This window comes from Nitratireductor sp. PBL-C9 (genome assembly GCF_050877045.1).
GTDB classification, from domain to species: domain Bacteria; phylum Pseudomonadota; class Alphaproteobacteria; order Rhizobiales; family Rhizobiaceae; genus Nitratireductor; species Nitratireductor aquimarinus.
This window is the reverse complement of the sequence record NZ_JBPAXW010000008.1, coordinates 178,661-198,231: the sequence shown is the minus strand read 5'-3', so window position 1 is coordinate 198,231 and position 19,571 is coordinate 178,661. Positions and strand designations below refer to the sequence as shown.

The window sequence follows — 19,571 nt, the reverse complement described above, 5'->3', positions numbered from 1 at the left end:
CTTCGCCGGGCTGTGCGATAGGGCTGCCGGCTTATTTATATTGCGCGGTCGGGAATCGCCCGGTCGTGCTATGCAGGTAGTTGGAGTGATGAAGCGCCGCGCCTTCTGGTGAAAGCATGACGCTTCGGCAATTGAATTCGGAGAACCATTCCATGACAAGTGGCAATGGCCTGATGGCCGGAAAGCGCGGGCTCATTCTGGGTGTCGCCAACAACCGCTCGATCGCCTGGGGTATCGCCAAGGCGTGCGCCAATGCCGGCGCAGAGCTTGCTTTGACCTATCAGGGCGACGCCCTGAAGAAGCGCGTCGAGCCGCTGGCTGAAGAGCTGGGCGCGATCGTCGCCGGTCACTGCGACGTGACCGACATGGACAGCGTCGATGCGGTGTTCGAGAAGCTTGAGAAGGAGTGGGGCAAGCTGGACTTCCTGGTCCATGCCGTCGCTTTCTCCGACAAGGACGAGCTGACCGGCCGTTATGTCGATACGAGCCGCGACAACTTCCTGCGCAGCATGGACATCTCGGTCTATTCGCTCACCGCGCTTGCCAAGCGCGCCGAGCCGCTGATGACCGATGGTGGCTCCATCCTGACGCTCACCTATTACGGCGCCGAGAAGGTGATGCCGCACTACAATGTCATGGGCGTCGCCAAGGCCGCGCTTGAGGCGAGCGTGCGTTATATGGCGGTCGATCTGGGCGGCAGCAACATTCGCGTCAACGCCATTTCGGCTGGCCCGATCAAGACGCTGGCGGCTTCGGGCATCGGCGATTTCCGCTACATTCTGCGCTGGAACGAGTACAACTCGCCGCTCAAGCGCGTTGTCACCACCGATGAGGTGGGCGATTCTGCTCTCTACATGCTGTCGCATCTTTCGCGCGGCGTGACGGGCGAAGTGCTGCATGTCGATTCCGGCTATCACGTGGTCGGCATGAAGGCCGTGGACGCTCCCGATATTTCTGTCGTGACGGAGTAGATCGGCCTGCGTTCATTCGAACGCGCAAAGGACGATCCTAACCAGTGATGGAGCATCGGAATACCCGAAAGCCGGTTCCTGCTTTTCGGTCCGATGCTCCAAGTCAGAAGGCCCGCAGTGCTTCCCACCCTCTATATCATCAGACACGGCCAGACGGCCTGGAACGCCGAAGAGCGTCTTCAGGGGCAGGCCGATACTGATATCAATGCGGTTGGTCAGGTTCAGGCCGACCGTAATGGCATTCGCCTTGCCGATCTTCTCGATCACAATGCGGATGGCTTTGATTTTGTCGCAAGCCCGTTACGACGTACGCGCGAGACGATGGAGCGTGTGCGCGCAGGCCTTGGCCTGCCGCGCGAAGCATACCGCACCGATCCCCGGCTGATGGAGCTGAATTTTGGCGACTGGCAGGGCTTTACCTATGCCGAGCTGGAAGCGGAAAATCCCGGCTGCACGGCAGCCCGTTCAAATGACAAATGGGGTTTTGTCCCGCCGGGCGACAATGCAGAGAGCTATGAAAAGCTGGCTGAGCGCATCAAGCCGTGGCTCGGAGAGGTCAAGGGGCCGACCGTCTGTGTCACCCATGGCGGCGTGATCCGCTCGCTTCTTTACCTGCTGGGCCATGCGTCCAGCGATGAAGCGGCTGCGCTCACCATACCGCAGGATCGCATCCTGCGGTTTGAGAGTGGTTCGGCAGACTGGCTGTAAGGCTCACTCGGGCAGAAGCATGTCCGTGATCTGCTTCACGCCATTGTCGACTTCCCGATAGGCGAGAACCACTTCCATGCCGGGCTGAATGGCGGAAACGTCCATCTCGCTCGGCAGCTTGTAGGTCTGGCCATTTTCAAGCGTGATGGTGAGATTGTCCGGGTCCACATTGCGAACCTTGCCCTCGGCGTCGAGGGCAAAGGCGGATGAGGCAAGCATTAATAATCCCACTGCCGCGGCGAAAATGCGCATTCCACACCTCTCGGATTTCTATGTGGCGCCCGTATCCGGGGCGCGAATCCCTTCAATTTTGTAAACCACCTAATTGTGTCAAAACTTTCGCATTAGGCAATCCGGTTTGACCGCACCCGCAAAGGCCAATAGAAGCGAAACGACCGGCTCTCGGGGACGCGCTCGATGGTCGGGCTGTCTGTTTTCTGGAAGCCTGCATTCATGTCTCACAACACATTCGGTCATCTGTTTCGTGTCACCACCTGGGGCGAGAGCCATGGCCCGGCCATAGGCTGCGTGGTCGATGGCTGCCCGCCCGGCATTCGTTTCACGCTGGCCGAGATCCAGGCCGAGCTCGACAAGCGGCGTCCGGGGCAGTCGCGTTTCGTCACCCAGCGCCGCGAGCCCGATCAGGTGAAGATCCTGTCGGGCGTGCTGCCGGATGAGGACGGCGAAACGCTGATCACCACCGGCACTCCGGTCTCCATGCTGATCGAGAATGTTGACCAGCGCTCCAAGGATTATGGCGAGATCGCCAGGCGCTTCCGGCCGGGGCATGCGGACTACACCTACGAGACGAAATACGGTCTGCGCGACTATCGCGGCGGTGGCCGTTCTTCGGCGCGCGAGACGGCGACGCGGGTTGCCGCAGGCGCGCTCGCCCGCAAGGTCGTGCCGGGCATGAATGTGCGCGCAGCGCTTGTCGCCATGGGCGAGAAGGAAATCGACCGGGCCAACTGGGACTGGGATTTCATCGGCAATGCAGACAATCCCTTCTTTACACCTGACCCGAACTCGGTTCCGGTGTTCACCGAATATCTCGACGGCATCCGCAAGGCGGGTTCTTCGGTGGGCGCGGTGATCGAGGTTGTGGCGGAAGACGTGCCGGCCGGTCTCGGCGCGCCGATCTACGCCAAGCTCGATCAGGATATCTGCGCCAATCTGATGTCGATCAACGCCGTGAAGGGCGTGGAGATCGGCAATGGTTTCGAGGCGGCGCGGATCACCGGCGAGGAAAACGCCGACGAGATGCGCATGGGCAATGACGGAACCCCGCGCTTTCTGAGCAACAATGCCGGCGGCATTCTGGGCGGCATCTCCACCGGTGAGCCCATCGTGGCGCGCTTCGCCGTCAAGCCAACCTCGTCGATCCTGACGCCGCGCCAGAGCATCGACAGGGACGGCAATGAGGTCGATGTTCTGACCAAGGGCCGGCACGATCCCTGTGTGGGCATCCGCGCGGTGCCGATTGCCGAGGCAATGGTGGCCTGCGCAATCGCCGATCATTATCTGCGGCACCGTGGCCAGACCGGTCGCATCTGAGGAGTTTTCCCATGCCCTATGACCAGAAGAAGGTCGTTGAAGCCCTGCGCGCCTTTGAAAAGGGCGAGATCGTTGTTGTCATGGATGATGACGGGCGCGAGAACGAGGGCGACCTGATTGTCGCCGCCGTGCACTGCACGCCCGAGAACATGGCCTTCATCGTGCGCCATACCTCCGGCATTGTCTGCGCACCCATGCCGCAGGGCGAAGCGCGGCGGCTGAACCTGACGCCGATGGTGGCCGAGAACGATGCGCCGCATTCCACGGCCTTCACCGTCAGCGTCGATTTCAAACATGGCACGACCACCGGCATTTCGGCTGATGACCGCACGCTGACCGTGCGCAATCTGGCGAACCCCAATGTCGGCCCCGGCGACTTCGTGCGACCGGGACACATTTTCCCGCTGGTGGCGCGCGAGGGCGGGGTGCTGATGCGTTCGGGCCATACGGAAGCGGCTGTCGATCTGTGCAAGCTCGCCGGCCTGCCGCCCATCGGCGTGATCTGCGAACTGGTCAATGATGACGGCACGGTGATGCGTGGACCGCAAGTCTCCGCCTTTGCCGAGAAGAATGGCCTTAAGCAGGTGTCGGTCGCCGATCTCATCGCCTATCGCCAGCGTCAGGAAACGCTGGTGGAGCGGGTGGCGAGTTTTGACATCGACACGCCGAGCGGCCCTGCAAAGGCCCATGCCTACACGCTTCCCTGGGAAGCCATGCAGCATCTCGCTATCGTCTTCGGCGACATTCGCGACGGCGTCGACATTCCCGTGCGTCTTCACACCGAGGACGTGGTGACGGACGTGTTCGGCACGGAAGAGCGTCTGCGCGAGGCCATGGAGCGCATGAACGGCCTTGGCCGTGGCGTTCTGGTCTATCTGCGCGAGGGGTCGGTGGGCGTTGCCCATCAGAACCGCCGCCGTCCGGCCGGCAACGAAGACCGCGAGGATCATGACGAAGCCCTGCGGCGCGAGAGCGATTGGCGCGAGATCGGCCTTGGCGCGCAGATCCTGAAGGATCTGGGCATTTCCTCGATCAAGCTGATGGCCTCCCGCGAGCGCCATTATGTGGGGCTTGAAGGTTTCGGTATCGAGATCGCTTCGACCGACATCATGTAAGAAAAACAGCCCCAGGGGCTGTGGCAGCGGGCATGAGAGCTTCCATCCGGCCCAAAAGGCCGGGTGAAAGCCTGTTGACATGCGACCACTGCGCGAAATCCTGTCATGGCCAAGTTATGCTTTGGCAATTACAGTTATGACATGAACACCCGTTTCTACACGCATTCGATCTGCCGTGAGCACATCACACCACCCGGCCACCCGGAGCGGGCGGACCGATTACGGGTGATCGTGGATCGGCTCGACGACGAGCCCTTCACCTATCTGGAGCGGCTGGAAGCGCCGCTCGCCGATGAAGAGACCGTGCTCTACGCACATCCGCAGGAGCATCTCGACAAGGTGAAGGCGAACATTCCCGAAGAGGGGATGGCGCGCATCGATGAAGACACGATCATCAGTCCGAAGAGCTTTGAAGCGGCGCTGACCGCCATTGGCGGCGCGCTGGCCGGTGTGGACGACGTGTTTTCCGGCGATACCGGCAATGTGTTCGTGGCAGGTCGTCCGCCGGGCCACCATGCCGAGAAGAACCGCGCCATGGGGTTCTGCCTGTTCAACAATGCGGCCATCGCCGCGCGCCATGCCCAGAAGAAGCACGGCGCGGAGCGTGTCGCCATCGTTGACTGGGACGTGCATCACGGAAACGGAACGCAGGAGATTTTCTGGGACGATCCGAGCGTTCTTTACTGCTCCACGCACCAGATGCCGCTCTTTCCGGGAACGGGTGCGGCCCATGAAACGGGGGCGGGCAACATCTTCAACGCGCCGCTTGCCGCCGGCTCCGGTTCGGAGGTTTTCCGCGAGGCGTTCGACAAGGTCATTCTGCCGGCGCTCGACCGGTTTTCGCCCGATCTGATCATCATTTCGGCAGGCTTCGACGCGCACCGCCGCGACCCGCTTGCCGAGATCAATCTGGACGCCGAGGATTTCGACTGGGCGACGGGCGTTCTGATGGAGCGGGCCGATCGTTTGTCACAGGGTCGCCTTGTCAGCCTGCTTGAAGGTGGGTACGACCTGCAGGGACTTTCCGTGTCGGTCGCTGCGCATGTCGGCCGCTTGTTAAAGGGGTGAGAGATGGCCGAAGAAGCCAACAGCGACATCAAGGGCATGAGCTTCGAGCAGGCGCTCGAGGCGCTGGAGAAGATCGTTGAGGATCTCGAGCGCGGCGACGTGCCGCTCGACCAGTCGATCAGGATCTATGAGCGCGGCGAGGCGCTGAAGAAGCACTGCGACCAGCTGCTCAAGGCGGCCGAGGACAAGGTGGAGAAGATCCGCCTCTCACGCGAGGGGCAGGCAGCCGGCAGCGAGCCACTCGACGAAAGCTGAGTCCGGAAAATCCAAAATATCGGCAACCTTTGTACATTTGTTTGTGCGGAGGTTGTTTTGTATTTGCATCATGAAAAATTATGTTCCCTTGAAACTGTACTGTTTCATCGCATTGCGTTTACTTTGGATAGCTGACGTCCTATGTCGAAGCGATGCAAACAGCCGAGGTGACGCGCGTGAAATCGCCACCCGAGACTCCACTTCTCGATACGGTCGGCATTCCTGCCGATCTCAAACGCCTTTCCGAGGATGCGCTTCCTCAGCTTGCTGACGAGCTGCGCGCCGAACTGATCGACGTGGTCTCCAGGACCGGCGGGCACCTGGGCGCAGGGCTCGGCGTGGTCGAGCTGACCGTGGCGCTGCACTATGTGTTCGACACGCCCGATGACCGGCTGATCTGGGATGTGGGCCATCAGGCCTATCCGCACAAGATCATCACCGGGCGGCGCGACCGCATCCGCACGCTGCGGCAGGAGGGCGGGCTCTACGGTTTCACCAAGCGCTCGGAGAGCGAATACGATCCGTTCGGAACCGCGCATTCCTCCACCTCCATCTCCGCCGGTCTCGGCATGGCCGTCGCGCATGAGCTGGCTGGCGAAAAGCGCAATGTGATTGCGGTGATCGGCGATGGTGCGATGTCGGCGGGCATGGCCTATGAGGCGATGAACAATGCCGGCGCTCTCGACGCCCGGCTGATCGTCATCCTCAACGACAACGACATGTCGATTGCGCCGCCGCAGGGCGCGATGAGCGCCTATCTGGCGCGGCTTGCCTCGGGGCGGGCCTATCAGGGCGTGCGCGATTTCGGCAAGAAACTCACCTCCTATCTGGGCGAGGGCGTGGACCGGGCGATCACCCGCGCAGTGGAGCATGCGCGCGGCTATGTGACCGGCGGCACGCTGTTTGAGGAGATGGGGTTCTTCCACATCGGTCCCATCGACGGGCACAATCTCAAACACCTCATCCCGGTTCTGAAGAATGTGCGCGACAATGGCACGGGGCCGGTGCTCATCCATGTGGTGACGAAGAAGGGCAAGGGTTATCCGCCCGCCGAAGCCGCCGCCGACAAATATCATGGCGTTAACAAGTTCGACGTCATCACCGGCGCGCAGGCCAAGGCGCCGGCGAACGCGCCGAGCTACACCAAGGTTTTCGCCCAGTCGCTCATTCAGGAAGCGCGCGAGGACGACCGGATCGTCACCGTCACGGCGGCGATGCCGTCCGGCACCGGGCTCGACCTGTTCGAGCAGGAGTTTCCCGAACGCACTTTTGATGTGGGCATTGCCGAGCAGCATGCGGTGACCTTTGCCGCCGGGCTGGCGACGGAGGGGCTGCGCCCATTCGCGGCGATCTATTCGACCTTCCTCCAGCGCGCCTATGACCAGGTGGTGCATGATGTGGCGCTGCAAAACCTGCCGGTTCGCTTTGCCATCGACCGCGCCGGCTTTGTGGGGGCGGATGGCGCCACCCATTGCGGCGCGTTCGACATCACCTATCTGGCCAGCCTGCCGAATTTCGTCGTCATGGCGGCGGCGGACGAGGCGGAGTTGCGCCACATGGTGCGCACCGCCGTGGAACATGATCACGGGCCAATCGCCTTCCGCTATCCGCGTGGCAATGGCATTGGCGTCGAGATGCCGGAGCGCGGCGAAGTGCTGGAACTGGGCAAGGGGCGCATCATGCGTGAGGGCTCCAAGGTGGCGCTTCTCTCGCTGGGCGGCCGGCTTGAAGACTGCATGAAGGCGGCGGACGAGCTGGATGCGGCGGGTCTTTCCACGACCGTGGCCGACGCCCGCTTCGCCAAGCCGCTGGACACGGAGATGATTCGCCGGCTGGCGCAGGAACACGAGGTTCTCATCACCATCGAGGAAGGCTCCATCGGCGGTTTCGGTTCGCATGTGCTCAATTTCCTGGCGCATGAAGGTCTGCTCGAAAGCGGTGTGAAGGTGCGGCCCATGGCCATGCCAGACCGCTTTATCGGCCACGCCAAGCCGGAGCGCATGGTGGAGGATGCGGGCCTTGATGCCCCGGCCATCGTGCGCACCGTCTTTGCCGCCCTTGGTCAGCAGGCGGAGAGCGCTGCGCGCGCCTGAAAACGGCGGGTTTCGGTTGGCAGGCGCGCCGCAGGCGGGTAAAGCACCCCAAATGCGCAATTCCAGCAGGACCCTCCGATGAGGCTCGACCAGTTTCTCGCAGAGCGAGGATTTTTCGACAGCCGCGCCCGCGCGCGCGACGCGATCCTGCGCGGCACGGTGATGGTGGACGGGAAACCGGCGAAAAAGCCGGGCCAGACGGTCGCGCCAACTGTCGAGATCGGTGTCGATGATCCGGCAAGCGCCTATGTATCGCGCGCGGCGCTAAAACTCCTGCGCGGCCTTGAGGTCTTCGGTTTCGATCCGAAAGGGGCCGAGGCGCTCGATATCGGCGCGTCGACCGGCGGTTTCACGCAGGTGCTTCTGGAGCGCGGCGCGGCCCATGTCACGGCAATCGATGTGGGCAGCGGGCAGATGGATGCCCGGATCGAGGGCGATCCGCGTGTCACATCGCGCGAGGGCGTGAATGCAAGGCATCTGACGGCGGAAGACCTGAATGGCCGCGCGCCGGATTTTCTGGTGTCGGATGTGAGCTTCATTTCGCTGAAACTTGCCCTGCCGCCGGCACTCGCTCTGGCAGCGCCGGGCGCGTACGGTATCTTTCTGGTCAAGCCGCAGTTCGAGGCGGGGCGGGAAGCCATCGGCAAGGGCGGCCTGTTGCGCGATCCAGCGCGGGCCGATGAAATAGCGGTGGATCTGGAGAATTGGCTGGGGACGAACGCCGGCTGGCAGGTCGTGGGGCTTGCACCGTCGCCCATAGAGGGCGGAGACGGAAACCGTGAATTTCTTTTGGCCGGGCGCAGGAACCGATGAACGAAACTCTGACGATTGATCATCTGGGTGCACAGGGCGATGGCGTGGCGGTCACGCCGTCCGGGCCTGTCTATGTGCCGTTTGCGCTGCCGGGTGAAGTGGTGGAAGCCGAGGTGCGCAAGGGGCGCGCCAGCAGGGTGAAGCTACAGCAGGCCGTGCCGGAACGCGCCGAACCCGTGTGCCGTCATTTCGCCGATTGCGGCGGCTGCGCGGTGCAGCATCTGGAACAGGAAGCCTATCGCGCCTGGAAGCGCGACAAGGTGGAGCGCGCGCTGCAGGCGCGCGGCATCGATGTGGCGGTGGAGCCGCTTGTCGCGTGTCCGCCGCAGACGCGCCGCCGCGTGACCTTCACCGCACGGCGTCTGGGCTCGGATATCCTGCTTGGCTTCAACGCCGCGCAGACGCACCGCATCGTCGTGATCGAGGAATGTCCGGTCGCCACGCCCGGCATCACGGGGGCGCTGGATGATCTGCGGGATCTGGCAAAGGCCATCGCCGCAACGCCAAAACCGTTCCATATGACGGTGACCGAGACGGTGTCCGGCCTCGACATCGCGGTTGTGGGCGCGGGAAAGCTTGGCGAAAAACAGCGCCGGGCCGTGGTGGACATGGCGCTCTCAAAGCAGGTTTCGCGGCTGTCCGCCGATGGCGAGATCATCGTGGAAGGCAACAAGCCGGCCGTGCTCTTCGGCGGTGTGCCGGTGGCCATTCCGCCGGCCGGCTTTCTGCAGGCGACCGCCGAGGCGGAAAACGCGATGGCCGCACTCGTGGCGGGGCACTTGGAAGGCTGCAAGCATGTTGCCGACCTCTTTGCCGGCAGCGGCACGTTTGCGCTGCGGCTTGCGCAGAAGGCGCGGGTCTACGCCGCCGAGGGCGATGCTGGCGCGCTTGCCGCACTCGACAATGCCGCACGGCAGTGGCCGTCGCTCAAGCCGGTGAAGGCGGAAAAGCGCGATCTCTTCCACCGTCCGCTTCTGGCCAAGGAACTGGCGGATTTCGACGGGCTGGTTTTCGATCCTCCCCGCGCGGGTGCGGAGTTCCAGTGCCGGCAGCTTGCCCGCTCGACCGTGCGGCGCATTGCGGCGGTGTCATGCAATCCGGGCACGCTGGCGCGGGATCTGGCGATCCTTGTCGAGGGTGGCTATCGCGTCACCAGCGTCACGCCCATCGACCAGTTCCTCTGGTCGCCGCATGTGGAAGCGGTGGCGCTTCTGGAAAAGAAGCCGCAGCGGCGGTAGGGCGTTTCCGCCTGACCGCGAAATGTGCTGATCAGCCCTTCAGGAGCATGTCGACATAGGAAGGCACCACGCGGCTTGCCGGCCCGTGGATCGCCTCGTCGAAATCATCGAACGTGTCGGAGGGCTCGAGATTGAGCTCGATCGTGTGCGCGCCGGAGCGGCCGGCTTCCTGAACGAACTGTGCTGCCGGATAGACATTGCCCGACGTTCCGATGGACATGAAGAGATCGGCGGCGCGAAGTGCGGTGTAGATGCGTTCCATCTGATAGGGCATCTCGCCGAACCAGACGACATCCGGGCGCATGTGGCCGACCGCGCCGCAGGAAGGGCAGGGCGTCTCTACCGACATGTCGCCCTGCCAGGCAGTGCGCGCACCGCAATCGGCGCATAACGCGCTCAGATGTTCGCCATGCATGTGGATCAGGTTTGTGGAGCCTGCCCGCTCATGCAGATCATCGATGTTCTGTGTGACCAGAAGCACTTCGCCTTTGAACTCGCGTTCCAGCCGGGCGAGTGCGCGGTGCGCATCGTTGGGCTCAAGCCCGGCGATCCTGCGCCGGCGCATATTGTAGAAATCATGCACCAGAACCGGATTGGCGGCGAAACCCTCGGGCGTCGCCACGTCGCGATAGTCGATCTTGGACCACAGACCGTTCCTGTCGCGGAACGTGTCCACGCCGGATTCGGCGGAAATGCCTGCGCCGGTCAGTATGACGATGCGCTCGAACATGATCAGGTCTGCGTGCCGCCCACGGTCATCTGGTCCATACGCAGATGCGGCTGGCCGACGCCCACGGGCACGCCCTGTCCGGCCTTGCCGCACATGCCGATGCCATTGTCGAGGCTCATGTCGTTGCCGACCATGGAAACGCGGTGCATGGCGTCCGGGCCATTGCCGATCAGCATGGCGCCCTTCACCGGCTGGGTCACCTTGCCGTCTTCGATCATGTAGGCCTCGGTGCAGCCGAACACGAACTTGCCGGATGTGATGTCCACCTGACCGCCGCCGAAGGAAACGGCGTAGATGCCTTTCTTCACAGAGGCGATGATTTCCTCGGGCGTCCTGTCGCCGCTGGTCATGTAGGTGTTGGTCATGCGCGGCATGGGTTCATGCGCATAGGATTCGCGCCGGCCATTGCCGGTGGCCGCCATGCCCATGAGGCGGGCGTTCTGGCGGTCCTGCATGTAGCCGACCAGCTTGCCGTCCTCGATCAGCACGTTGCGTCCGGTGGGCGTGCCTTCATCGTCGATGGTGAGGGAGCCGCGCCGTTCCGAAATCGTGCCGTCATCCACCACGGTCACGCCACGGGCGGCAACCTGTTCGCCCAGAAGCCCTGCGAAAGCGGAGGTTTTCTTGCGGTTGAAGTCGCCTTCGAGCCCGTGGCCAACGGCCTCGTGCAGCATCACGCCCGGCCAGCCATTGGCGAGCACGATGTCGAACGTGCCGGCAGGCGAGGGGACGGCCTCAAGATTGACGAGCGCCTGACGCAGCGCCTCGCTGGCGGCGAACTGCCAGGAATCTTCTGCAAGGAATTCGCCAAAGCTCTTGCGTCCGCCCATGCCGTAGGAGCCGGTCTCCTGCCGGTCGCCATCGCCGACCATGACAGACACATTGACCCGGACGAGGGGACGGATATCGCGCGCGATCTGGCCGTCGGCGCGCAGAATTTCCACATGCTGCCAGGAGGCGGCAAGTGAGGCCGAGACCTGGCGCACGCGCGGATCCTTTGCCCGCAACCAGCCGTCGATTTCCTGCAAAAGCTTCGCTTTTTCCTCGAAACCGGGCGAAACGATCGGATTTTCGTCACCGTAAAGCCGCTGATTCGTCCCGGCGGGGGCGGCGGCCAGTTTTCCAGAATAACCGTCCTTGACGGTGGAAACGGCATCGGCGGCGCGGCGCAGGGCCGCTTCCGACAATTCGCTCGAATGCGCGTAGCCCGAAGCCTCGCCGGCGACGGCCCGCAGGCCAAAGCCCTGATCGGTGTTGAAATTGGCGGTTTTCAGCCTACCATCATCGAAGACGAGCGCTTCTCCTTCCCGGTATTCGAGAAAGAGCTCCCCGTCATCCGCGCCGCGGATCGTGTCGGAAACGAGAGATTTGAGTCGTTCGGCCGAGCAGTCGAACGCATCAAGCAGCGATTTGGCGGTCATGAACAATATCCTGTCGAAACTCTCTTCCATTTAGGGAAGAGAGCGCGTGCAATCCAGTGGTGATCCGGCAGCGGTTCAGACAGGCGGTCGTGAGATTACTTCGGCAGGGCGTCGAAACCGGCGGCAAAACCGTTCAGATCGACGGGAATGCCAATGCCTTCCTCCGGCGTCTGGAAGACGATGAAGGTGGCCGACTGACCGGACTTGAAGGTCTCGACGAGCTGATCCTCGAGGATCACCTCGGCGTAGCAGCCGTCCTGGAAGCAGCGCACGAAATAGGCCCGGCCGATGTCCTTGCCGTCCACATTGAGGCCAAGCCCGTTGGGAAGGAGGACGCCAAGCGGCGCAAGAACGCGCAGGATTTCCGCCTTTCCGTCGGCGGTGCGCAGAACAACGACCGAAAGCCCCATCTCGGGACGATCTTCGGCAACCACGTTCTGCATCATGGCGCACTGTTCGCTGGAAGCGCCGGCCGGCGTGTCGCAGAGGATAGACCACGCGCCATGGGTGGAGCGCACCGTTCCGCTTTGCTGGGCCTGAGCGCCCAGTACGGGAAAGACGGTCATCGCGAGCGCTGCCGCGGTGCATTTGAGGAAGGACATACTCATTGTTCCTGGCTCCCGTACGAATCAGGACAATTTATCCTGCGTTTGCAGTTGGCGAAAAGGGACTGTGTCAGCAAAGATTGGGATAACCTGTTTATGCGGGGACAAAGAAAACAATTGCGTATGATTCCGACGGAAATGGGACGCTTGGACGCTTTGTGGTATTGCACTTTGATGAAGGACGGCGCTATGAGCCTGCCGATGGGGGTGCAAAAATGCCGCACGTGGCATTTCGCGCCCGCCTTGCGGTTCAAATAAGAGTATGTTTTGAACGCGCCTATAAAAAGCCAGAATTCCCTTTGCGGCAAAATCGAACGGTCGGTTTTGTCGTGTCGCCACGGGAGATGACGAGGGTTATGAAGAATATCGCTGTTGGCCTTGCCACTCTGCCGTTTCTCGCCACGGGCGCCGTTGCTGCGCAACCCGAGCCCTGGCAGATGCGCTTTCAACCCGCCGCCACCGGCATCATGCGGGAGATCACCTGGTTCGAGGAATACACTCTGTGGTTCATCGTACCGATCACCATCCTTGTCACGCTGCTGCTGGCCTGGTGCATTGTGCGTTTCCGCGCAAAAGCCAATCCGACGCCGTCGCGGACCAGCCACAACACGCTGATCGAGGTCGTCTGGACCGTCGGCCCCGTGATCGTGCTCCTGTTCCTCGCGGTCCCGTCCTTCCAGCTTCTGACGGCGCAGTACACGCCCAAGGAAGAGCCGGCCATCACCATCAAGGCGACCGGCGTCCAGTGGTACTGGGATTACGAATACCAGCTCGAAGAGCCGCTTTCCTTCAGCTCGCTGATGCTGAAAGAAGACGAGCGCGCTTCGGCAGGCAAGGAAGACAAGGCGGAATATCCGCGTCTTCTGGCAGTCGACAATGAGATCGTCGTTCCGGTGGACACCACCGTTCGCGTTCTCGTGACGGCCAGCGACGTGATCCACGCCTTCGCCATGCCGGCCTTTGGCGTCAAGGTCGATGCGGTTCCCGGCCGTATCAACGAGACCTGGTTCAAGGCTGAAAAAGAAGGCCTTTATTACGGTCAGTGTTCCGAGCTTTGCGGCAAGGACCATGCCTACATGCCGATCGCCATCCGCGTCGTGGCGCAAGACCAATATGACACCTGGGTTGCAGCAGCAGGCGAGGATCTCGCCGGCGCCAATAAGGCGCTGATGGCTGCAGTCGAGGGCAATACGAAAGTTGCGTCTGCAGGCGAATGAGCCGGCAGACGTCCAGAGAGGAAATGGAGCGGTAGGAAATGGCAGGCGCTACAACCCAAGACGCCCATGGCGAACACAAGCCAACCGGATGGACCCGGTGGGTTTACTCCACCAACCACAAGGACATCGGTACGCTCTACCTGATCTTCGCCATCTTCGCAGGCGTCGTCGGCGGCTTCCTGTCCGTTATGATGCGCTGGGAACTGGCTGAGCCGGGCATTCAGATCTTCCACGGTCTTGCCGCGATGGTCTACGGCTACGAAGGCGATGCAGCCATCGACGCCGGCAAGCACATGTACAATGTGTTCACCACCGCGCACGGCCTCGTCATGATCTTCTTCATGGTCATGCCAGCGCTGATCGGCGGCTTCGCCAACTGGATGATCCCGATCATGATCGGTGCGCCTGACATGGCGTTCCCGCGCATGAACAACATCTCGTTCTGGCTTCTGCCCCCGGCCTTCATTCTGTTGATGATGTCGCTCTTCGTTCAGGGCCCGGCCGGCGCTTACGGCACCGGTGGCGGCTGGACGATCTATCCGCCGCTTTCGACCTCCGGTCAGCCCGGACCCGCAATGGACCTCGCCATTCTGTCGATCCACATTGCCGGTGCTTCGTCGATCCTCGGTGCGATCAACTTCATCACCACGATCTTCAACATGCGCGCTCCGGGCATGACGCTGCACAAGATGCCGCTGTTTGCCTGGTCGGTGCTGATCACCGCTTTCCTGCTGCTCCTGTCGCTCCCGGTTCTGGCCGGCGGCATCACCATGCTTCTGACGGACCGCAACTTCGGCACGACCTTCTTCGCGCCTGAGGGCGGCGGCGACCCGATCCTGTTCCAGCACCTGTTCTGGTTCTTCGGTCACCCGGAAGTGTACATTCTGATCCTGCCCGGCTTCGGCATCGTCAGCCACATCGTGTCGACCTTCTCGAAGAAGCCGATCTTCGGTTACCTCGGCATGGCCTACGCCATGGTCGCCATCGGCGCAGTCGGCTTCATCGTGTGGGCGCACCACATGTACACGACCGGCCTGTCGCTCGACACGCAGCGTTACTTCGTGTTCGCAACGATGGTCATCGCGGTGCCAACCGGCGTGAAGATCTTCTCGTGGGTTGCCACCATGTGGGGCGGCTCCATCGAGTTCCGTACGCCGATGATCTGGGCAATCGCTTTCATCTTCCTGTTCACCATCGGCGGCGTGACGGGCGTTCAGCTCGCCAATGCCGGTCTGGACCGGGCCATGCACGACACCTACTACGTGGTCGCACACTTCCATTACGTGCTGTCCATGGGCGCCGTGTTCGCGATCTTCGCGGCCTGGTACTACTGGTTCCCGAAGATGACCGGCTACATGTACAACTCGTTCATCGCCCGCATCCACTTCTGGATCACCTTCATTGGCGTGAACATCATCTTCTTCCCGCAGCACTTCCTGGGTCTGGCCGGCATGCCGCGCCGCTACATCGACTACCCGGATGCGTTCGCGGGCTGGAATCTGGTTTCCTCCTACGGCTCCTACATCTCTTTCGTGGGTGTCCTGGTGTTCCTGTACGGCGTGTTCGAGGCATTCGCCAAGAAGCGTCCGGCTGGCGCCAATCCGTGGGGCGAGGGCGCAACGACGCTCGAGTGGCAGCTTTCTTCGCCGCCGCCGTTCCACCAGTGGGAGCAGCTGCCGAAGATCCGCTGATCGCAGGCAGTTCGTAACGAGTAAAGGCTGCGCGGCCTTCCGCAGAGACGGGCCGCGCAGCCGAATTAATGAAACAAGGGCACGACATGGCGCTGGTTGACCAAGAGCAGATGGAAGACACGGCTTACCGCCTTTCCGAGGCGGCGCCGGGCGATTTCATTGCGCTGTTGAAGCCGCGCGTCATGTCCCTTGTGGTGTTCACCGCCTTTGTCGGCCTGGCCATGGCACCGGGCGTTACCAACCCGCTGCTGGCGGTGATCTCCATCGCCGCAATCGCGGTTGGAGCCGGGGCATCGGGCGCGCTGAACATGTGGTACGACGCCGATATCGACGCGGTCATGGGGCGCACCGCGCGCCGCCCGGTTCCGGCCGGCCGCGTGACGGCGGGCGAGGCTCTTGGCTTCGGTCTGGTGCTCTCCGCATTTTCGGTGGCCACGCTCGGCCTGATGGCCAACTGGACGGCAGCGGCGCTGCTGGCCTTCACGATTTTCTTCTATGCCGTGGTCTACACGATGTGGCTGAAGCGCTCGACGCCGCAGAACATCGTCATCGGTGGCGCTGCAGGCGCGCTGCCGCCGGTTGTGGGCTGGGCTGCCGTGACCGGTACGGTCAGCATGGAAAGCCTCGTGCTTTTCCTCATCATCTTCCTCTGGACGCCGCCGCATTTCTGGGCGCTGGCCCTGTTCAAGTCCGGTGACTATGAGCGGGCGGGCATTCCCATGTTGCCCAATGTTGCGGGACATGCGGCGACCAAGAAACAGATCTTCATTTACGCCCTGCTTCTGGCCGTGAGCGGTCTCCTGCCGGTGGTCGCCGGCTTTGCGACCCTCGTCTACGGGGTCGTGGCTGCCGTTCTGGGCGTGGGCTTTGTGTGGTATTCTTGGCAGGTGCTGCGGATGCCGGAGAGCGACACGGCCATGAAGCCCGCCAAGGCGCTGTTCGGCTACTCGCTCCTGTATCTTTTCGTGCTGTTTACGGCACTTCTGGTCGACCGGCTGCTCGTCAGCCTCGGCCTGGTTTTCTGAGGTGGCTTTGATGGACAAGGATTTCGTCAAACCGACCGAAGCTCAGCTGAAGGCGCGCCGCAAGCGCTCCGTCGCGCTTGCCATTGCGCTCGCTGCTTTCGTCGTCATCGTCTATATCGGCAGCCTGGCCAAGATCGGCCCCGGTCTGTTCGAGCGCGGCATGTAGGTGTGACATGAGCAGCGAAACCACAGACCGGGAAAAGAAGGCGGGCAACCGCAACCGCACGGCAGCGATCGTATGCTGCGCGGTCGTTGGCGGCATGGTGGGCATGGCCTACGCAGCCGTGCCGCTCTACCAGCTTTTCTGTCAGGTGACGGGCTACGGGGGCACGACGCAGCGCGTCGAGCAGTATTCCGACACCATTCTGGACCGGACGATCACGGTGCGTTTCGACGCAAACACCAATGGTGTGCCGTGGGAGTTCAAGCCGGTGCAGCGCGACATCACGCTGCGCCTGGGCGAAACGAAGCAGATTTCGTACGTTTCGCGCAATCTGGCTGACTACCCCACCTGGGGCACGGCGACGTTCAATGTGTCGCCACCGCAGGCGGGCGCTTATTTCAACAAGGTTGAGTGCTTCTGCTTTACCGAACAGGAGTTGCAACCCGGCGAGTCCTATGACATGCCGGTCGTGTTCTTTGTCGACCCGGAGATCGTCAACGTGCCCGAACTTAAAGACCTTAAAACAATTACGCTTTCCTACACATTCTTCCCGCTTGAGAAGAAGGCGCCGGTCGTTGCCGCGCCCAAAACAAACACCAATCAGAACGAAAATCTCGGGGGCTGACATGGCCGACGCGCACGCAAAACATCATGACTATCACATCATCGATCCCAGCCCGTGGCCCTTCTTGGGTTCGCTGGGCGCCCTGGTCATGTCCATCGGCGGCATCGCCTGGATGAAGGCCCTGAACGGGACCGATTTCACGATCTTCGGCTTCGATCTCGCCGCAAGCAATTACTGGCTGTTCCTGATCGGCCTCTTCATCGTGCTCTTCACCATGTATTCGTGGTGGGCGGACACGATCCAGGAGGGCCGCGAGGGCCATCACACGCGTGTTGTGGCGCTTCACCTGCGCTATGGCATGATCATGTTCATCGCTTCGGAGCTGATGTTCTTCGTGGCATGGTTCTGGGCGTTCTTCGACGCCAGCCTGTTCCCGGGCGAGCTGGTTCAGGAGACGCGCGCCGAATTCACCGGCGGAACCTGGCCGCCCGTCGGCGTCGAGGTTCTCGATCCCTTCCACCTGCCGCTGTACAACACGATCATACTGCTGCTTTCGGGCACGACGGCGACCTGGGCGCACCACGCCCTGCTCGAGAATGACCGCAAGGGCCTCATCTGGGGTCTGGCGCTGACCGTTGCGCTCGGCGTTCTCTTCTCCGCCGTGCAGATCTACGAGTACATGCACGCACCGTTCGCGTTCGCCGATTCCATCTATGGCGCGACCTTCTACATGGCGACCGGCTTCCACGGCTTCCACGTGTTCATCGGCACGATCTTCCTGCTGGTGTGCCTGCTGCGCGCAATGGCCGGCGACTTCTCGCCCGAGCGCCACTTCGCTTTCGAGGCGGCTGCCTGGTACTGGCACTTCGTTGACGTTGTCTGGCTGTTCCTCTTCGTCTTCATCTATGTCTGGGCCTCTTCGGGCGCGACGATCGCACATATGTAATCCCGCCCAGTGGGGGAACATGGAAACGGCCGGGGAGACCCGGCCGTTTTCTTTTTTGGGGCGCAATTTGCCTGTAGCGGTGAAACCCTTCGCGCTGCGACAGGGCGAGGCGTCGACCCGACCGGGCCGACTGTGTTAAGCGGCTTTATCAAACGCCCAACCGCGATGGGGCGGGGCTGCAATCCGGATTGGATGTGAATGACGGTGCCTGAGAACAATGAGCGTGGCGACGAACCTGTCGTCGACAAGGCCATCTGGCCACCGGTCGATCCCGTAAGTGCGGGGCTTGGCGGACGGTGTCCGCGGTGCGGGGAAGGGCGGCTCTTCTCCGGCTTTCTGACCGTGGGGCGCGGGTGCCACAATTGCGGTCTGGATTACAGCTTTGCCGATGCCGGCGATGGACCGGCCGTGTTCGTCATTCTGATCATCGGCTTTCTCATCGTCGGGCTGGCGCTCTGGATGGAGGTTTCGCTCGGACCGTCGCTCTGGGTGCATTTCCTTCTGTGGATCCCGCTGGCGATCGTTCTGTGCCTGACGGCGCTGCGGCTTATGAAAGGGCTGCTGATCGCACTGCAATACCGCAACAAGGCTGCTCAGGGAGAGCTGGACCAGTAATGGCCGCATCGGTAACGACTGCATTCCGCCGGTCTGGCATGACCTGGCTTCTGCTTCTGCTGAGCCTTGTGGTGCTTGCCTGTCTTCTGGCGCTCGGCACCTGGCAGGTGCAACGGCTCTACTGGAAGGAAGCGCTGATCGCGCAGATCGAAGAGCGGATCAATGCGGATCCCGTCGATCTGGAGAGCATGGAGCGGATCTATGCCGAGAGCGGCGATGTGGAATACCGCCCGCTCCAGGTGGAGGGGGCGTTCCGGCACACGGGCGAGCGCCATTATTTTGCGACCTGGAAGGGGCAGTCGGGCTATTTCGTCCACACGCCGCTTAAGCTTGACGATGGCCGCTTCATCTTCGTCAATCGCGGGTTCGTTCCGTTCGACCGCAAGGACGCCGAGGCACGCGCCGAAGGGCAGGTGGTCGGCGGTGTGCGGGTTGCCGGACTGGCGCGCAACGGCATTGAGGAAAAGCCGTCCTTCATCGTTCCCGAGAATGACGAAGCCAAGAACATCTTCTACTGGAAGGATCTGAAGGCAATGGCGACAACGGCCGGGCTGCCCGAGGCCTCGCGCGTGCTGCCATTTTATATGGATGCCGATGATTCGCCCAATCCCGGCGGTCTGCCCGTGGGCGGCGTGACGCGCATCGACCTTCCCAATAGCCATCTGCAATATGCGATCACCTGGTACGGGCTGGCGGTGGCGCTTTGCGGGGTGCTGTTTGTCTGGTGGCGGAGAAATCGCCGGCGCTCTTGACATTGACCGCCTGACACCGCCAATTC

At 62.2% G+C, this 19,571-nt stretch carries 21 protein-coding genes; 17 read left to right on the top strand and 4 right to left on the bottom strand.

Annotated features, from left to right (window positions below; genetic code table 11):
• Positions 1-152: 152 nt before the first annotated feature.
• Positions 153-971 (top strand): enoyl-ACP reductase FabI, encoded by an 819-nt coding sequence (gene fabI, locus ACRTG1_RS17615; RefSeq protein WP_113154515.1) that lies wholly within the window; start codon positions 153-155, stop codon positions 969-971.
• A gap of 117 nt (positions 972-1,088) precedes the next feature.
• Positions 1,089-1,679 (top strand): histidine phosphatase family protein, encoded by a 591-nt coding sequence (locus tag ACRTG1_RS17610; RefSeq protein ID WP_113154516.1) that lies wholly within the window; start codon positions 1,089-1,091, stop codon positions 1,677-1,679.
• Between the two features lie 3 nt (positions 1,680-1,682).
• Here the strand turns inward: ACRTG1_RS17610 and ACRTG1_RS17605 are convergent, their stop codons facing one another.
• Complete coding sequence (locus tag ACRTG1_RS17605) at positions 1,683-1,931, bottom strand: DUF1344 domain-containing protein (RefSeq protein WP_113154517.1); 249 nt, start codon at positions 1,929-1,931, stop codon at positions 1,683-1,685.
• Between the two features lie 201 nt (positions 1,932-2,132).
• Here ACRTG1_RS17605 and aroC point away from each other — a divergent pair, with 201 nt between their 5' ends.
• The 7 genes from aroC (at position 2,133) to ACRTG1_RS17570 (ending at position 9,815) form a co-directional block, all read left to right on the top strand.
• On the top strand, positions 2,133-3,233 hold the full coding sequence (gene aroC, locus ACRTG1_RS17600) for a chorismate synthase (protein WP_113156212.1): 1,101 nt from the start codon (positions 2,133-2,135) through the stop codon (positions 3,231-3,233).
• 11 nt (positions 3,234-3,244) lie between these two features.
• Complete coding sequence (gene ribB, locus ACRTG1_RS17595; protein WP_432516738.1) at positions 3,245-4,348, top strand: 3,4-dihydroxy-2-butanone-4-phosphate synthase; 1,104 nt, start codon at positions 3,245-3,247, stop codon at positions 4,346-4,348.
• Between the two features lie 141 nt (positions 4,349-4,489).
• A complete protein-coding gene (locus tag ACRTG1_RS17590; protein WP_283799443.1) occupies positions 4,490-5,416 on the top strand; it encodes a histone deacetylase family protein in 927 nt (308 codons plus the stop codon).
• 3 nt (positions 5,417-5,419) lie between these two features.
• Entirely contained in the window at positions 5,420-5,671 is a 252-nt protein-coding gene (locus ACRTG1_RS17585; protein ID WP_113154519.1) for an exodeoxyribonuclease VII small subunit, read from the top strand.
• A gap of 152 nt (positions 5,672-5,823) precedes the next feature.
• Entirely contained in the window at positions 5,824-7,764 is a 1,941-nt protein-coding gene (dxs, locus tag ACRTG1_RS17580; RefSeq protein WP_210344198.1) for a 1-deoxy-D-xylulose-5-phosphate synthase, read from the top strand.
• 78 nt (positions 7,765-7,842) lie between these two features.
• The gene (locus ACRTG1_RS17575) at positions 7,843-8,577 is read left to right on the top strand and encodes a TlyA family RNA methyltransferase (RefSeq protein WP_432516737.1); all 735 of its coding nucleotides are present in this window, start codon (positions 7,843-7,845) and stop codon (positions 8,575-8,577) included.
• Positions 8,574-9,815 (top strand): class I SAM-dependent RNA methyltransferase, encoded by a 1,242-nt coding sequence (locus ACRTG1_RS17570; RefSeq protein ID WP_432516736.1) that lies wholly within the window; start codon positions 8,574-8,576, stop codon positions 9,813-9,815. The genes ACRTG1_RS17575 and ACRTG1_RS17570 overlap by 4 nt, the downstream gene beginning before the upstream one ends.
• A gap of 31 nt (positions 9,816-9,846) precedes the next feature.
• On the opposite strand, the gene ACRTG1_RS17565 is transcribed toward ACRTG1_RS17570, so the two are convergent.
• From ACRTG1_RS17565 to ACRTG1_RS17555, 3 genes are all read right to left on the bottom strand, one after another.
• Positions 9,847-10,545, bottom strand: coding sequence for an NAD-dependent deacylase (locus ACRTG1_RS17565; protein WP_210347651.1), 699 nt, complete (start codon positions 10,543-10,545; stop codon positions 9,847-9,849).
• 2 nt (positions 10,546-10,547) lie between these two features.
• Positions 10,548-11,966 (bottom strand): metalloprotease TldD, encoded by a 1,419-nt coding sequence (gene tldD / locus ACRTG1_RS17560; RefSeq protein ID WP_317089081.1) that lies wholly within the window; start codon positions 11,964-11,966, stop codon positions 10,548-10,550.
• Between the two features lie 95 nt (positions 11,967-12,061).
• The gene (locus tag ACRTG1_RS17555; protein ID WP_224873325.1) at positions 12,062-12,532 is read right to left on the bottom strand and encodes an invasion associated locus B family protein; all 471 of its coding nucleotides are present in this window, start codon (positions 12,530-12,532) and stop codon (positions 12,062-12,064) included.
• A gap of 395 nt (positions 12,533-12,927) precedes the next feature.
• On the opposite strand from ACRTG1_RS17555, the gene coxB reads away from it, so the two are divergent.
• The 8 genes from coxB (at position 12,928) to ACRTG1_RS17515 (ending at position 19,545) form a co-directional block, all read left to right on the top strand.
• A complete protein-coding gene (coxB, locus tag ACRTG1_RS17550) occupies positions 12,928-13,788 on the top strand; it encodes a cytochrome c oxidase subunit II (protein ID WP_162742254.1) in 861 nt (286 codons plus the stop codon).
• 38 nt (positions 13,789-13,826) lie between these two features.
• Positions 13,827-15,479 carry a cytochrome c oxidase subunit I gene (gene ctaD / locus ACRTG1_RS17545; protein ID WP_113154526.1) on the top strand — a complete coding sequence of 551 codons (1,653 nt, stop codon included), beginning with the start codon at positions 13,827-13,829 and terminating at the stop codon, positions 15,477-15,479.
• Between the two features lie 86 nt (positions 15,480-15,565).
• Positions 15,566-16,504 (top strand): heme o synthase, encoded by a 939-nt coding sequence (locus tag ACRTG1_RS17540; protein WP_113154527.1) that lies wholly within the window; start codon positions 15,566-15,568, stop codon positions 16,502-16,504.
• A gap of 10 nt (positions 16,505-16,514) precedes the next feature.
• Positions 16,515-16,670, top strand: a complete 156-nt coding sequence (locus ACRTG1_RS17535; RefSeq protein WP_204360791.1) for a hypothetical protein — start codon at positions 16,515-16,517, stop codon at positions 16,668-16,670.
• A gap of 7 nt (positions 16,671-16,677) precedes the next feature.
• Positions 16,678-17,292: a cytochrome c oxidase assembly protein gene (locus ACRTG1_RS17530; protein ID WP_113154528.1), complete on the top strand. Its 615-nt coding sequence runs from the start codon at positions 16,678-16,680 to the stop codon at positions 17,290-17,292.
• Position 17,293: 1 nt separating this feature from the next.
• Complete coding sequence (locus ACRTG1_RS17525; protein ID WP_113154529.1) at positions 17,294-18,178, top strand: cytochrome c oxidase subunit 3; 885 nt, start codon at positions 17,294-17,296, stop codon at positions 18,176-18,178.
• A 198-nt stretch (positions 18,179-18,376) separates the two neighbouring features.
• Positions 18,377-18,793 (top strand): DUF983 domain-containing protein, encoded by a 417-nt coding sequence (locus tag ACRTG1_RS17520; protein WP_113154530.1) that lies wholly within the window; start codon positions 18,377-18,379, stop codon positions 18,791-18,793.
• Complete coding sequence (locus tag ACRTG1_RS17515; RefSeq protein ID WP_432516735.1) at positions 18,793-19,545, top strand: SURF1 family protein; 753 nt, start codon at positions 18,793-18,795, stop codon at positions 19,543-19,545. The genes ACRTG1_RS17520 and ACRTG1_RS17515 overlap by 1 nt, the downstream gene beginning before the upstream one ends.
• The last annotated feature ends 26 nt before the right edge of the window (positions 19,546-19,571 follow it).

Bases quoted from the DNA above. Each gene is read 5' to 3' on its own strand.
- fabI (WP_113154515.1), top strand. From the start codon at position 153: ATGACAAGTGGCAATGGCCTGATGGCCGGAAAGCGCGGGCTCATTCTG.
- ACRTG1_RS17605 (WP_113154517.1), bottom strand. From the start codon at position 1,931: ATGCGCATTTTCGCCGCGGCAGTGGGATTATTAATGCTTGCCTCATCC.
- aroC (WP_113156212.1), top strand. From the start codon at position 2,133: ATGTCTCACAACACATTCGGTCATCTGTTTCGTGTCACCACCTGGGGC.
- ribB (WP_432516738.1), top strand. From the start codon at position 3,245: ATGCCCTATGACCAGAAGAAGGTCGTTGAAGCCCTGCGCGCCTTTGAA.
- ACRTG1_RS17590 (WP_283799443.1), top strand. From the start codon at position 4,490: ATGAACACCCGTTTCTACACGCATTCGATCTGCCGTGAGCACATCACA.
- ACRTG1_RS17585 (WP_113154519.1), top strand. From the start codon at position 5,420: ATGGCCGAAGAAGCCAACAGCGACATCAAGGGCATGAGCTTCGAGCAG.
- dxs (WP_210344198.1), top strand. From the start codon at position 5,824: ATGCAAACAGCCGAGGTGACGCGCGTGAAATCGCCACCCGAGACTCCA.
- ACRTG1_RS17575 (WP_432516737.1), top strand. From the start codon at position 7,843: ATGAGGCTCGACCAGTTTCTCGCAGAGCGAGGATTTTTCGACAGCCGC.
- ACRTG1_RS17570 (WP_432516736.1), top strand. From the start codon at position 8,574: ATGAACGAAACTCTGACGATTGATCATCTGGGTGCACAGGGCGATGGC.
- ACRTG1_RS17565 (WP_210347651.1), bottom strand. From the start codon at position 10,545: ATGTTCGAGCGCATCGTCATACTGACCGGCGCAGGCATTTCCGCCGAA.
- tldD (WP_317089081.1), bottom strand. From the start codon at position 11,966: ATGACCGCCAAATCGCTGCTTGATGCGTTCGACTGCTCGGCCGAACGA.
- ACRTG1_RS17555 (WP_224873325.1), bottom strand. From the start codon at position 12,532: ATGACCGTCTTTCCCGTACTGGGCGCTCAGGCCCAGCAAAGCGGAACG.
- coxB (WP_162742254.1), top strand. From the start codon at position 12,928: ATGAAGAATATCGCTGTTGGCCTTGCCACTCTGCCGTTTCTCGCCACG.
- ctaD (WP_113154526.1), top strand. From the start codon at position 13,827: ATGGCAGGCGCTACAACCCAAGACGCCCATGGCGAACACAAGCCAACC.
- ACRTG1_RS17540 (WP_113154527.1), top strand. From the start codon at position 15,566: ATGGCGCTGGTTGACCAAGAGCAGATGGAAGACACGGCTTACCGCCTT.
- ACRTG1_RS17535 (WP_204360791.1), top strand. From the start codon at position 16,515: ATGGACAAGGATTTCGTCAAACCGACCGAAGCTCAGCTGAAGGCGCGC.
- ACRTG1_RS17530 (WP_113154528.1), top strand. From the start codon at position 16,678: ATGAGCAGCGAAACCACAGACCGGGAAAAGAAGGCGGGCAACCGCAAC.
- ACRTG1_RS17525 (WP_113154529.1), top strand. From the start codon at position 17,294: ATGGCCGACGCGCACGCAAAACATCATGACTATCACATCATCGATCCC.
- ACRTG1_RS17520 (WP_113154530.1), top strand. From the start codon at position 18,377: ATGACGGTGCCTGAGAACAATGAGCGTGGCGACGAACCTGTCGTCGAC.
- ACRTG1_RS17515 (WP_432516735.1), top strand. From the start codon at position 18,793: ATGGCCGCATCGGTAACGACTGCATTCCGCCGGTCTGGCATGACCTGG.